The 12,944-nt window shown below is 72.5% G+C and carries 11 protein-coding genes; 4 read left to right on the forward strand and 7 right to left on the reverse strand.

The annotated features are described in order from the left end of the window. Positions 1-126: 126 nt before the first annotated feature. The 3 genes from ACIA47_RS05725 to ACIA47_RS05735 form a co-directional block, all read right to left on the reverse strand. Positions 127-2,670 (reverse strand): bifunctional FO biosynthesis protein CofGH, encoded by a 2,544-nt coding sequence (locus ACIA47_RS05725; protein WP_396705802.1) that lies wholly within the window; start codon positions 2,668-2,670, stop codon positions 127-129. Between the two features lie 305 nt (positions 2,671-2,975). Continuing rightward, positions 2,976-3,989, reverse strand: coding sequence for a hypothetical protein (locus ACIA47_RS05730; RefSeq protein ID WP_396705804.1), 1,014 nt, complete (start codon positions 3,987-3,989; stop codon positions 2,976-2,978). Positions 3,990-4,047: 58 nt separating this feature from the next. Next, complete coding sequence (locus ACIA47_RS05735) at positions 4,048-4,452, reverse strand: hypothetical protein (protein ID WP_396705806.1); 405 nt, start codon at positions 4,450-4,452, stop codon at positions 4,048-4,050. A gap of 205 nt (positions 4,453-4,657) precedes the next feature. On the opposite strand from ACIA47_RS05735, the gene cofD reads away from it, so the two are divergent. Both cofD and ACIA47_RS05745 read left to right on the forward strand, forming a co-directional pair. Next, positions 4,658-5,605, forward strand: a complete 948-nt coding sequence (cofD, locus tag ACIA47_RS05740) for a 2-phospho-L-lactate transferase (RefSeq protein ID WP_396705808.1) — start codon at positions 4,658-4,660, stop codon at positions 5,603-5,605. Beyond that, positions 5,602-6,687 carry a coenzyme F420-0:L-glutamate ligase gene (locus ACIA47_RS05745; RefSeq protein WP_396705810.1) on the forward strand — a complete coding sequence of 362 codons (1,086 nt, stop codon included), beginning with the start codon at positions 5,602-5,604 and terminating at the stop codon, positions 6,685-6,687. Before cofD ends, ACIA47_RS05745 begins: the two co-directional genes overlap by 4 nt. Before the next feature lie 30 nt (positions 6,688-6,717). On the opposite strand, the gene ACIA47_RS05750 is transcribed toward ACIA47_RS05745, so the two are convergent. Both ACIA47_RS05750 and ACIA47_RS05755 read right to left on the reverse strand, forming a co-directional pair. Next, positions 6,718-7,710 (reverse strand): ArsR/SmtB family transcription factor, encoded by a 993-nt coding sequence (locus ACIA47_RS05750; RefSeq protein ID WP_396705812.1) that lies wholly within the window; start codon positions 7,708-7,710, stop codon positions 6,718-6,720. A gap of 278 nt (positions 7,711-7,988) precedes the next feature. Continuing rightward, the gene (locus ACIA47_RS05755) at positions 7,989-9,035 is read right to left on the reverse strand and encodes a hypothetical protein (RefSeq protein ID WP_396705814.1); all 1,047 of its coding nucleotides are present in this window, start codon (positions 9,033-9,035) and stop codon (positions 7,989-7,991) included. Positions 9,036-9,074: 39 nt separating this feature from the next. Here ACIA47_RS05755 and ACIA47_RS05760 point away from each other — a divergent pair, with 39 nt between their 5' ends. Next, a complete protein-coding gene (locus tag ACIA47_RS05760; RefSeq protein WP_396705816.1) occupies positions 9,075-9,692 on the forward strand; it encodes an NUDIX hydrolase in 618 nt (205 codons plus the stop codon). Here the strand turns inward: ACIA47_RS05760 and ACIA47_RS05765 are convergent. After that, positions 9,661-10,752: a mannose-1-phosphate guanylyltransferase gene (locus ACIA47_RS05765; protein ID WP_396705818.1), complete on the reverse strand. Its 1,092-nt coding sequence runs from the start codon at positions 10,750-10,752 to the stop codon at positions 9,661-9,663. The genes ACIA47_RS05760 and ACIA47_RS05765 overlap by 32 nt on opposite strands. Before the next feature lie 63 nt (positions 10,753-10,815). After that, positions 10,816-11,961: a glycosyltransferase family 1 protein gene (locus ACIA47_RS05770; RefSeq protein ID WP_112582435.1), complete on the reverse strand. Its 1,146-nt coding sequence runs from the start codon at positions 11,959-11,961 to the stop codon at positions 10,816-10,818. Between the two features lie 154 nt (positions 11,962-12,115). On the opposite strand from ACIA47_RS05770, the gene ACIA47_RS05775 reads away from it, so the two are divergent. Next, the gene (locus ACIA47_RS05775; RefSeq protein ID WP_396705820.1) at positions 12,116-12,805 is read left to right on the forward strand and encodes a TIGR03089 family protein; all 690 of its coding nucleotides are present in this window, start codon (positions 12,116-12,118) and stop codon (positions 12,803-12,805) included. Positions 12,806-12,944: the final 139 nt, after the last annotated feature.

The raw sequence follows: 12,944 nt of genomic DNA on the forward strand, positions 1-12,944 counted from the left end.
CGGAGACGGACGGGTCCGGTGCCGTCTCGCGACGCCGCCGGGCCCCTGAGGGACACCGGCGGCGGTCCTCGCCGCGACCGCCACCGGCATCGCGTGGTACGGCCGGTGGCGGGGAAAGGTTCGACGTCAGGGCCGGGCGTGACCGTACGCAGTCGACCGCTTGCGCGCCGGACGACCGGCGGCCTTCGCGATGGCCCGCAACTGCTCCTCGGTACGCGCCGAACCGTTGTCGGAGCCGGCCATCCGGGAGATCGTCTCCTCCATCAGCGTGCCGCCGAGGTCGTTGCAGCCCCCCTGGAGCATCGCGACAGTGCCCTCGTCGCCGAGCTTCACCCAGGAGCACTGGATGTTGTCGATCCGGCCGTGCAGCAGCAGCCGGGACATGGCGTGCACCACCCGGTTCTCCCGCCAGGTCGGGCCGGGTCGGGCGATACCCGCCAGATAGATCGGAGCATTCGTGTGCACGAACGGCAGCGCCACGAACTCGGTGAACCCGCCGGTGCGGTCCTGCACCCCGGCCAGCACCCGGAAGTGCGCCAGCCACTGCCCGGGGTGGTCGACGTGGCCGTACATCATCGTGGAGCTGGACCGGATGCCCAGCTCGTGGGCGGTGCTGACCACCTCGACCCAGGCGGCGGCCGGGAGCTTGCCCTTGGTCAGCACCCAGCGCACGTCGTCGTCGAGGATCTCGGCGGCGGTGCCCGGGATGGTGTCCAGCCCGGCCTCGCGCAGCTGGAGCAGCCACTCGCGGACCGGCACCCCGGCCTTCGCGGCGGCGGTGACGATCTCCATGGGAGAGAACGCGTGTACGTGCATCTCGGGCACCCGGGCCTTGATCGCGCGCACGATGTCGGCGTACCCGGTGACCGGCATTTTCGGGTCGATGCCGCCCTGGAGGCACACCTCGCTGGCACCGGCCGCCCACGCCTGCTCGGCCCGGTCCGCTACCTGCTCGACGGAGAGCCGGTACGCGTCGGCGTCCCGCTCACGCTGCGCGAACGCACAGAACCGGCAGCCCACGTAGCAGACGTTGCTGAAGTTGATGTTGCGGTTGACCACGTAGGTTACGTCGTCACCGACAGCCGCCCGGCGCACGTCGTCGGCGAGGCGGCACAACTCGTCGAGCGCCTGCCCGTCCGCGCCGAACAGCGCCAGGGCGGCGTCGGTGTGCCCGGGGTCGAGCAGCGCCGCCGGGTCGTCGGCGGCGAGGCGCAGGCCGGCCGCCACGTCACGGTCCGCGCCACTGCCGGTCGACGACGGGGGTACGCCCGCTCGCCGCGCCGCGGCCTCGGGAGTGACCTTGCCGGCGACCTCGGACCAGTCGCCGTAGACGCTGTCGAAGTCGCCGCGCCGGTCGTCGGTGCGGCCGGTGGTGTCGATGGTGGCGTGCAGGTCGGTGCGCCCGCCGAACGTCTCCTCCGGCTCCTGCCACGGTCGGCCCTGCGGCATCGCCGACTCGACAGCCATGCCGGTCGCCGGGTCGGCGAGGGCGGTCACGTGCGGCAGCAGCCGCGGGTCGAGCCACGGATCGCCCGCCCGCACGTACTCCGGGTAGATGGTCAGCCGCTCCCGCAGCGTGAACCCGGCCAGCTCGGTGTGCCGGGCCAACTCCTCGATCTGCGGCCAGGGACGCTCCGGGTTGACGTGGTCGGGGGTGAGCGGGGAGACGCCACCCCAGTCGTCGATGCCGGCGCGCAGCAGCAGGTCGTACTCGCCGGCGATGAGGTTCGGCGGGGCCTGGATGCGGGCCTTCGGGCCGAGCAGCAGTCGGGCCACCGCCACCGTGGCGGCCAGGTCGTGCAGCTCCGCGTCGGGCATGCCGCGCATCGCCGTGTCCGGCTTGGCGCGGAAGTTCTGCACGATCACCTCCTGGAGGTGCCCGTACTCCCGGTGCGCACGGCGGATCGCGAAGAGCGCGTCCACCCGCTCCGCCGGGGTCTCCCCGATGCCGATCAGGATGCCGGTGGTGAACGGCACTCCGACCCGCCCCGCGTCCTCGAGCACCCGCAACCGGACCGCCGGCTCCTTGTCCGGTGAGCCGAAGTGCGGGCCACCCGGCTCGGACCAGAGCCGGGTAGCTGTCGTCTCCAGCATCATGCCCATGCTCGGCGCGACCGGCTTGAGCCGTTGCAGCTCCGACCAGGACAGCACCCCGGGGTTGAGGTGCGGCAGCAGGCCGGTCTCCTCCAGCACCGCCACCGCACAGGCGCGCAGGTAGTCCAGTGTCGAGTCGTAACCGCGTTCGTCCAGCCAGGTCCGGGCCGCCGGCCAGCGTTCCTCCGGCCGGTCACCCAGGGTGAACAGCGCCTCCTTGCAGCCCTGGGCGGCACCGGCCCGGGCGATTGCGAGGACCTCGTCGCGGTCCAGGAACGGCGCCGGCAGCCGGTGCGGCACTGTCGCGAAGGTGCAGTAGTGGCAGCGGTCCCGGCAGAGCCGGGTCAGCGGAATGAAGACCTTCTTGGAGTACGTGACCACACCCGGCCGCCCGGCGTCCCGCAGCCCGGCGTCGCGGGTTCCCCCGGCGAGCCGGAGCAGCTCGTCGAGCGCGTCGCCACGAGCGGACAGCAGCGCTGTCGCCTCGTCGACATCCAGCGCCCGCCCGTTCGCGGCCCGGCCCAGGGCCCGCCGCACGCTCGCATCGCTCGGGCCGGAGTGGGTGCGATCAACCATCCACTCACCCTATGCGCAGCCCGACGCCACCCAACCAGTCCCAGCCCGCACCGTGGGAAACGGCACTCAGCGCCTCCCACGAGGAGAGGGGTTCAACCCCCTGGCGTCGGACGCAACGTCCGTCCGTCCACCACCCGGTCTCGTCGGTCATGAAGTCGTGTGGTCCCGCGCCGCGACCCCGGCCGTTCACACCCCCGCAGCTGGCAATCTTGGACAGTTTCCGTCAGCGCGGAACGAAAAGTGTCCAAGATCTACCCTGCGGGCTCCCACCCGCGCCCCTATCGGCGTAGCCGACGCAGGCGGACTCAGCGGGGCTGGTCGGGGTGGTCGTTGGGCTTGATGTGTTGGGTGCGGTCGGTGTCCGTGTCGGCGGGGTGGGAGATGACCTCGGTCGGGTCGGCGGACTGGCGCGGGATGGCCTGAGTGGGGTCGGCCGACGGCGGCTGCCCGAACGGCGGCGCGGTGGGCGGTGCCGCGGCCGGGGACGGCGGCGCCGACTGGGGAGCGGGGTTCGCCGGCGGCGCGGACTGCGGTGCCTGGAACGGCGGCGCGGACTGCGAAAACGGCGGGGCCGACTGCGGGTGCGGCGGCGCGGACTGCGGGAACGGCGGGGCCGACTGCGGGGGCTGGAACGGCGGCGACTGCTGGCCGTACTGGCCCGCCTGCGGGTAACCACCAGGCTGACCGGCCTGCGGGTAGCCGCCGCCGGGCTGGCCGGGAGCGGGCCATCCACCCTGCGGCTGGCCACCGGGCTGCCCTGGGGCCGGCCAACCGCCCTGCTGCTGCGGCCAGCCCGGCTGGGGCTGGCCGTAAACGCCCGGCTGCGGCTTGGGCCGCGGCACGTAGTAGTGGGCGCGCCAGATGGTGTAGACCACCCAGGCGGCGATCGCGAAGATCACCATCCAGGCGAACCGGGTGAGCACACCGAGCAGGGCGTCCAGCACCTCGGCCTCGGCCAGCCGGCCCACCGTCCAGATCAGCATGGTCAGCGTGCCGAACAGGGCGCTGACCGCGTACTCGATGACAGCTGCCTGCGTGATCAGCTTCGCCTTCGCCAACACCGGCGAGATGTGCGTGGCCAGCAGCACCGCCAGCAGTGGGAGGCCCACCGCCTCCACCCCGACGAACGCGTAGAAGGCGCTGCCCGCGCGGTCGGTGAAGGAGCTGTAGTCGTTCGGGGCGATGAGCCGGAGCAGGCCCACGAAGAGGAACACGGCGTTGGCGCCAAGCAGCGCGAGCGCGGCGAGCTCCCGTAGCGGCTTGGTCAGCTGGCGGGCCCGCGTCGCGTCGGCGGACGCGGGCTCGGCGGGGCTGGTCACGAGCTCCCCCTCGGGGCATCAACGGACAGGGCGCAAGTGAGCCTAGTCTGCTTCCTTGTCATCGCTCATTTCTGAGCGCTTCGGATGATTCGCTCTCCGCCCGGCGGTCCGGGCTGGAGTCCGGGAGCGGCAGTCTGCTCCGGTGGCGATCGGCCCGCGCCTGCACGATCTGCCTCACCACGCGGTGCGGGGTGTGCAGGGTGATGTCGGGATCACCATGTCGTCGCAGGACGTCGCGGACGGTCTCCTTCCACGCGTTGGCCAGCACCCCGAACTGGCCGTGTGTGCCGTCGGCCAGCCAGCGGTCGCGGACCTGCCGGTCGGTGAGCGCAGCACCGCCGACCGAGGCGTAGCGCTGCCACACCTCGGAGGGCACCCGCCCCAGCAGCCGAGCCTGCTCAACGAGCGCGGCGTACTTGCCAGCGTTGAGCCGGTGTGAGTAGGCGATCCGGGTCGTCTTCACGTCGGACCCTCGGTCAGGTCCACCGACGTGAGCTGCTCCTCGTAACGGCGTAGTCGGCCACCCACCCGGGTGGCGAACTCCCCGATCCGATAAAGGCTACTCATTACGCCCATTTGTAGCCACTCGCAGTCAGGAAATCAATCTTGAATCACTGCTCTGGGACCACCGACGGATCGGAGGCGTCACGTGCGCGAGGATGGTTGACATGCGCATCGTGGTTCTGGCCGGCGGCATCGGCGGCGCCCGGTTCCTGCTCGGGGTCCGGGCGTACGCCCGTCACGTCGGCGCGGAGGTGACCGCCGTTGTCAACGTCGGCGACGACCTGTGGTTACACGGGTTGAAGATCTGCCCCGACCTGGACAGCGTCATGTACACCCTCGGCGGGGGCGCCGACCCGGAACGGGGCTGGGGTCGGGTCGGCGAGAGCTGGACGGTCAAACAGGAGTTGGCCGCGTACGGGGCGGAGCCGACCTGGTTCGGCCTCGGCGACAAGGACATCGCCACCCACCTGGTCCGCAGCACCATGCTCAACGGCGGTTACCCGTTGAGCGCGGTCACCGAGGCGCTGGCCAGCCGCTGGGAGCCGGGCGTACGCCTGTTGCCGGCGACGGACGACCGCCTGGAGACCCATGCCGTGGTGGAGGACGACCAGGGTCAGCGGGCGATCCACTTCCAGGAGTGGTGGGTGCGGTACCGCGCCGACATCCTCACGCACCGTTTCGTGTTCGTCGGCGCGGAGACGGCGAAGCCGGCCCCCGGGGTGCTGGACGCGATCGCCTCGGCCGACCTGGTGCTGATCGCGCCGAGCAACCCGGTGGTGAGCGTCGCGCCGGTGCTGGCCGTACCGGGTCTGCGTGCGGCGGTGGCGGACGGCCCGGCGCCGGTGGTGGGTGTCTCCCCGATCATCGGCGGCGCGCCGGTGCGGGGGATGGCCGACCGTTGCCTGGCCGTGCTCGGTGTGGAGTGCAGCGCGGCGGGGGTGGGTCGGCTCTACGCCGGCCGGGCGAGCGGTGGCCTGCTCGACGGTTGGCTGGTGGCCGAGGAGGACGCGGGCACTGCGGTGCCCGAGGTGACGGTCCGCGCGGTGCCGCTGCGGATGACCGACGAGGCGGCGACGGCGGCCATGGTCCGCGCCGCGGTGGAGTTGACGTGAGGCTCGAGATTCTGCCGGTGCTCGGCATCGGCCACGTGACCGAAGGTGACGACCTGGCCGCGATGATCGCGACCGCCGCGCCGTGGCTGCGCAACGGCGACGTACTGGTGGTGACCAGCAAAATCGTTTCCAAGGCGGAGGGGCGGCTCGTCGACGTGCCGGCGGACGGACCGGAACGGCTGGCCGCCCGGGACGAGGTCCTGGCCGGTGAGACCGCCCGGGTGGTCGCCAGCCGGGGGGCGACCCGGATCGTGCAGACCCACCACGGCTTCGTCATGGCCTCGGCCGGGATCGACGCGTCGAACGTGGACAAGACCCAACTGGTGCTGCTGCCGGTCGACCCGGACGCCTCGGCGCGGGCTCTGCGGGACGCGCTGCGGGAGCGATACGACCTGGACCTGGCCGTGATCATCAGCGACACGATGGGCCGGCCCTGGCGCAACGGGCTCACCGACGTGGCGCTCGGGGTGGCCGGGATGCCGGCCATCCGCGACCACCGGGGCGAGGTCGACCCGTACGGCAACGAGTTGCAGTTGACCCAGATGGCCGTGGTGGACGAGTTGGCGGGTGCCGGCGAACTGATCAAGGGCAAGTGCGATCAGGTGCCCGTCGCGGTGGTGCGGGGCTACCTGCCGGCCACCAACGCGGACGACGCCGGTGGCGCGCGGGCGCTGATCCGCGACGCGGCACAGGACCTGTTCTCGCTCGGTACCGGGGAGGCCCACGCCGCCGGGCTCTCCGACGCCGCCACCCTGACCGACGGTCCCGGCCCGACACCGGCAGACCTGACCGCGGTGCGACGGGCGATCGACGCGGTCGCCGGGGTGGTCGCCCCCGGCACGGTCTTCACAGTGGTCGACGAGGCCGAGGTACGCGCCGGTCTGGTCGCCGAGATGCCCGGGTGGCCGGACGGCGCCGACCTGCTGCTCGGCTCGGCCCCGACGCCCGTCGAGCCCATGGGTCTGGTCCGCTTCGGCGCCGACCTGCACCGGCTGCGTGTCGCCCTGGCCGCCCAGGGCGTCGGGTCGACCCTGTTGCCGCCACCGCCCGGCAGCCCGGCGAGCGCCGCTCTCGCCCTGTAGCGCCGCCCTCGGCCTGTGCGAACGGCCGGGTCACGCGTCCAGCATGGCCCGGCCCAGCGGGGTCAGCGTGTGCAGCACGCTGTTGCGTTCGCGGTGGCTGACCAGCAGACCAGCGTTGCGCAGCACCGTGGCGTGCTGGCTCGCCGCCGCCGGTGAGATGTTGAGCTGGCGGGCGACCTCGCCGGTGGTGCAGCCCTCGTCGGTGGCCTGCAACACCGCTGCCCTGGTGCGGCCCAGCAGCGCGGCGAGTGATTCGGGTGCGGCACCGGACGCGGCGCTGGCGTCGGCGGAGACCAGCGCGCCCAGCCGGTCCACCGGGTAGACCAGCACCGGTGGCAGCGCCGGGTCGAGCAGTGCGACAGGGGTGGCCGCGCAGAAGAACGACGGCACCAGCAGCAGCCCACGGCCGTCCAGGTGCAGCTCCCGGCTGTGCGGGTAGCTGCGGACCTCCAGCACCCCGCTCTCCCAGCGCATCGCCGGCCGGAGGCTGGTGAGCAGGCCCTCGACGCCGCCGTCGAGCAGCGCCCGCGCCCGCCGCGTGCGGTCCGCCGCAACCGCGGCCTGGATCCGGCTCCAGTACGGGCTGATCGCCAGCGACCGGTACTGCTCCATCGACTCGGCCAGGTGGTGCAGCGCCGACACCTCACCCCGAGCGAGCGCGGCCGCCGAGGAGGGCAGCTGATTCTCGGCGGCCAGCACGCTCAGGTCCCGGTGCAGCAACTCGGTGGGGGTACGGCGGAGCGCGTCCAGACCGGCCTCGAAGCCCTCCACGCTGGCGTACGGGGTGAGGAAGTCGGGGAAGTAGCCACGCGGCGGGTTCAACGCGAAGAGCAGGCGGAGCTGCTCGGAGGCGGAGTCCTGGCGCAGATCCCGGGCGACGCTGCGCCGCCAGTTGGCCGTCAGCGGATCGCGGGTGCGGCCGCGCAGCACGTGCAGGCTGAGGATCAGCTCCCAGACCGGGTCCGCCGCCGGCGCCACCCGGGTCCGGAGGATGTCCTCCCCAGAAAAGTGGATCTTCAGCATGGAGCGCTCCTGTGTCGCCGGCAGGGGGATGCCGGATGACCGTTCGACTCTACCTGGCCGGCAGTAATCTCCATCTTTAAGCCTGGACTGAAAAACCTCGACGCCTCCGGGGCCGGTTCGGCATGCTTCCCATGCCCGAACACGGCGCCGCGCGTCCTTGACGCTCGTGCTGCCGGGGCACCGGGACCGGGGAGGCCCCGGTGATCGGACGGCACCACGAGGGTCTGCGGCCCTTGCTCCGCGGAGGTGCCGTCCGGTCATCCCGCTCCCCCGCCGGCTCAGCCGACCCAGAGCGCGACCCGACGGTCCTCATCCGTGACGTAGAACGACCGTCCGTCCAGCTCCGCCACCCCCTCGACGTGGTGGAACGGGGCCAGGTCCGCCACCTGCTCCCCGACGAGCCGCCGCCCGTCGCCCGCCTCGCCACCGGTGAGCCGGAAGCGGACGTGCCGGGAGGTGACCTCACCCCCACCGGGATGGTCGTCGAGCAGGACCGACCCCTTGCCCAGCGCGTCGATCGAGCCGATCACGGCCGCGTACCCGCCGTCCGCCGTCGGGGTGATCGCGCGGAAGCCGGTCAGCTGCCCCGGCGGAGTGACAGCGGTCAACACGTACGCGCCCAACGCCCGCGGCCACGCCCGCTCGGCGGCGAACATGCCCGGCACACCGGCCACCTCGACCAGGATCGGCTCACCGGCGTCGGTGACCGGAAAACGCAGCCCGAGCAGCACCGTCCCGGCCGGGGTGAACGCCGCCGCCTCCACGTTCAACGGCAGGTCGTCCGGGGCCAACCGGCTCACCCAGCTCTTCTCCCGGACGGTCCCCCGGGCCAGCGTCTCCACGATGAACCGCTCCCGCACCCGCTCCCCGGGCGGCAGGAGGGTCAACGGCGACGCGGCGAGAGCATCGTTCACCGCCCGGTGCAGGCGAAACGAGTTGCGCACCACGTGCACCGGCACCGGTCCGGCCGCCGCGTCGTCCTCGCGGAACCGGGCCACGAAGGCGCGCCGAGGTCGCAGCGGGCCAGCCTTCGAGCCGAAGTGGGAGCCGAAGACGTACACCCAGCCGTCGTGGTGGGCGAGCGCCTCACCGTCCTCGGTCCGCCCGTTCTCCACACCGGCATCCGCCAGCACGTGCAGGGCCGTCCACTCCCCGTCGTCGCGCTCCAGCAGCAGCGCGAGGCAACGCTCCACCGGCCCCTCGTCCAGCACCGTCCAGAAGCCTCGCCGGGCACCGTACGCCCGCAGCAGCGCCGCCGAATGCACCGGCAGCAGATCGCTGGCCTCGTTACCGGCCACCACGAATTCGACGAGTCGCAGGGTCACCGAGCCAGCGTACGGAGCACACGCTCGTACAGTGGCGGGGTGCCCGACACCGTGATTACCGGCCCGACTGCCCCGACGACCGACCCCGAGACGTACAAGGCGCTGCACGCCGACGCCACCGCGTTGCTGGAGGGCTGGCAGCCCACCAGCCCGGAGGCTGCCAGCGCGCGGGACCGGACCCTCGCGCTGCTCGCCGCCGGCCCGGTCGCGATGAGCCGGCAGCACCGCCCGGGGCACGTCACCGCCAGCGCGTTGGTGCTGGACTCCACCGGCTCCCGGGTGCTGCTCTGCCTGCACGTCAAGTTCGGGCGTTGGGTGCAGCTCGGCGGGCACTGCGAGCCGACCGACCAGACAGTGGTCGGCGCCGCGCTCCGCGAGGCCACCGAGGAGTCCGGGATCGCCGGCCTGCGCATCGACCCGGTGCCGATCGACGTGGACGTGCACCAGGTGCAGTGTCAGGGCGGCTCGGCGCACCACGACGTCCGGTTCGCGGTGATCGCCCCGCCCTCGGCGGTGGAGCAGGTCAGCGACGAGGCCGAGGAGCTGGGCTGGTTCCCACCGGATCAGCTGCCTGAGCCGCTGGCCGGCGGGACCGTCCAACTGGTCGCACCCGCCCTGGCCGCCCTCAGACGTAGCCCTCTTCGCCTCGCTCCTTGAGCTCGTCGACCAGGGTCTTGACGTCCTGCGCCCGGTCGCGCGGGCAGACCAGCACCGCGTCCGGGGTGTCCACCACGATCAGGTCGTGCAGGCCGAGGACGGCCACCAACCGACCCGACTGCGGCACTACCACGAGGTTGCTGGTGTCCCGCAGCAGCACGCCCGGCTTGGCCTCCGTGCCGAGCACCACGTTGCCGGCGTCGTCGGTTGGCAGCACGTCGCCCAGGGTGTGGAAGTCACCAACGTCGTTCCAGCCGAAGTCGCCCGGCACCGTCGCGACCCGACCCGCCGTGGCCGCGCCCTCCATCACCGCGTAGTCGACGGAGATCTTCGGCAGGGTCGGCCAGATCGCGCCCAGGACGTCGTCCTGCTCCGGGGTGCCCCAGGCGGCGGCGATCGCGGCGACGCCGGCGTGCAGCGCCGGCTGCTGGCGGGCCAGCTCGGCGAGGAAGACGTCCACCCGCCACACGAACATGCTCGCGTTCCACAGGTGCCGGCCCGAACGGACGTACGCCTCGGCGACCTCGGCGGCCGGCTTCTCCTTGAACTCGGCCACCGGCCGCCACGGCACACCCTGGGTCGGATCGCCGGTCTCCAGGTAGCCGTAGCCGGTCTCCGCACGGGTCGGAGTGATCCCGACGGTCATCAGCAGGCCCTGCTCGGCCCCGCGGACCGCCTCCTGGACCGTGCAGACCCAGCTGTCCGTGTCGCGGATCAGGTGGTCGGCCGCGAAGCTGCCCATCACCGCGTTCGGGTCACGCGCCGCGATCACCGCGGCGGCCAACGCGATCGCCGCGCAGGAATCCCGGGGGGAGGGTTCGACCAGGATGTTCTCCTCCGGCAGCACGGCCAGTTGCCGTGCCACCGCCGCGACGTGCGCGGCGCCGGTGACCACAAGGGTCCGATCCGGTGTGGTCAGCGGCGCGAGCCGTTCCACGGTCGCCTGGAGCAGCGAGGCGCTGGTGCCGGTCAGCGGGTGGAGGAACTTGGGATGGCCAGCGCGGGACAACGGCCACAACCTCGTGCCACTGCCACCTGCCGGAATGACCGCATAGAGCATCCGCACATCATGCCCGACGTACCTGCCCAAAGTGGCACGGGTCACCCGCAGCGGTGCGGAGGATCAGGAACGGGCGCGACTCCACGCCGCGATGTGCACCTCGGCGCTGGACTCCCAGGTGAACTCCTTGGCCCGGTCGAACCCCGCCTTTGCCAGCGACAACCGCCGCTGCTCGTCGTCGAGCAGGGCGGCCAGGTCGGTGCCGATCTGCTCCGGGTCCTCCGAGGTGTACGCGACCGCGTCGCCGCCCACCTCGGGCAGCGAGAGCCGGGGCGTGGTCAGCACCGGGGCGGCGCACGCCATCGCCTCCAGGATCGGCAGCCCGAACCCCTCGCCGTAGGACGGGTACGCGGCGACCAGGGCACCGCCGAGGAAACCCGGCAGGTCGGCGTAGCGCAGGTAGCCGGGGCGCAGCAGACGCAGGTGCGACGGCACCTCGGCCACCGCCCGGTCGATGTCTTCGTCGTGCCCCTGCCCACCGGCGATCACCAGGGCCGGCGGGTCGACCCGGTCAGCCACCGCCCGCGCCCACCCACGGATCAGGTTGGGCACGTTCTTCCGAGGCTCCTTGGCACCGAGGAATGCGACGTAGCTGCTGTTGCCCAGCCCCAGACGGGCGCGTACCCGGGCCTTCTCCTCCTCGGTGGGAGCGTGGAAGGCAGCCTGGTCGACGCCGTGGTAGGCAACGTCGATCCGCGTCGGGTCGGCGTCGAGCAGCCGGATCAGCTCGTCCCGGGTGGCCTTGCTGGGCACGATCACCCGGTCGGCGCGGCGCAACGAGGTCTTGATGGCGCTGCGGAAGAACGTACGGCGCGACTTGTCGTAATGCTCCGGCTCTGTGAAGAACGTCGCGTCGTGCACGGTGACCGTGACCGGACACCCGGCCCGCAGCGGGCAGGTGTAGAAGGGCGAGTGCAGCACCTCTGCGCCCACCTGCTGGGCGAGCAGCGGCAGGCCGGTCTGCTCCCAGGCGAGCCGGGCCGGACGGTGCGCCACGGCGGCCGGAGCCGGGATGATCTCCGCGCCGGGCAGCATGCGGGTGTACCGCTCCAGATCGGTGCGGAGACTGACCACCGCCAGCTCCACCCCCGACCCGCACACCTTGCCGAGGGCACCGAGCAGACCGTCGACGTATCGACCGACACCACCACGGTCGGTGGGGACACTCGTGGCGTCGATGAGCACGCGGGGCGGGCGACCGGCGGTCACGGGGCGACTCCTTGTACTGGCGGGCCTGTGGGGAACAACACTCCGGGGGTAAAGCCTACGCCGGGGCGCGGGGCCGACGCTGACTGCGACCCGACGGTACGCCGACTTGTCATCGTCATCGAGTACGGCCCGCACTGGCGTATCGTTCGCGCCGATGGCCGACAACATTGCCCGGGTGTTCGCCGACGCGATCGCGACCGACCCGACCCGACCGCTGCTCACCTGGTACGACGACGCCACCGGCGACCGCACCGAACTCTCCGGCGTCACCTTGGCGAACTGGGTGGCGAAGACCGCCAACCTCCTCGTCGACGAGGTCGGCCTCGCGCCGGGCACCCCCGCCGGCGTGCTGCTGCCGCCACACTGGCAGACCGCGGCGGTGCTGCTGGCCTGCTGGTCGGCCAAGCTGAGCGTCGTCGACACGCCGGGGGACGTGGGGGTGCTCTTCGCCGCCGCCGACCAGTTCGACGAGGCGCAGTCCTGGTCCGCCGACGAGCGGTACGCCCTCGGGTTGGCCCCGCTCGCCGTCCCACTTCGGCAGGTGCCGCCCGGGTTCGCCGACTACGTCGTCGAGGTACGCGCACACGGTGACCACTTCACGCCGCAATCCGGCCCTGGCCCCACCGACGCGCACCTGCTGGGTCGCGCCGAGGCTCGCGCCACCGAGTTGGGCATCCTTCCCGGCGCCCGGGTCCTCATCGACGCCGCCCGGCACCCCGACCCGGTCGACTGGCTGCTGGCCCCGCTGACCCGAGCCGCAACAGTCGTCCTGTGCGCCAACCTGGCCCAGGCCAACCTCGCAACCCGGCTGACCACGGAGAAAGTCACTCACTCACTCCCGTGACCCCCACCCCACCCCACCCCACCCCACCCCACCCCGCCCCGCCCCGCCCCGCCCCGCCCCGCCCCGCCCCGGCGATCTTGCAGTTTCGGTTGTCGAGATGGGTGGGATGCCCCTTAGGTCGGGACAGAAAGTGCAAGAT

Source organism: Micromonospora sp. NPDC051227 (assembly GCF_044455385.1).
In the GTDB taxonomy this organism is placed as follows: Bacteria; Actinomycetota; Actinomycetes; order Mycobacteriales; family Micromonosporaceae; genus Micromonospora.

Bases quoted from the DNA above. Each gene is read 5' to 3' on its own strand.
- ACIA47_RS05725 (WP_396705802.1), bottom strand. From the start codon at position 2,670: ATGGTTGATCGCACCCACTCCGGCCCGAGCGATGCGAGCGTGCGGCGG.
- cofD (WP_396705808.1), top strand. From the start codon at position 4,658: ATGCGCATCGTGGTTCTGGCCGGCGGCATCGGCGGCGCCCGGTTCCTG.
- ACIA47_RS05750 (WP_396705812.1), bottom strand. From the start codon at position 7,710: ATGCTGAAGATCCACTTTTCTGGGGAGGACATCCTCCGGACCCGGGTG.
- ACIA47_RS05765 (WP_396705818.1), bottom strand. From the start codon at position 10,752: ATGCTCTATGCGGTCATTCCGGCAGGTGGCAGTGGCACGAGGTTGTGG.
- ACIA47_RS05775 (WP_396705820.1), top strand. From the start codon at position 12,116: ATGGCCGACAACATTGCCCGGGTGTTCGCCGACGCGATCGCGACCGAC.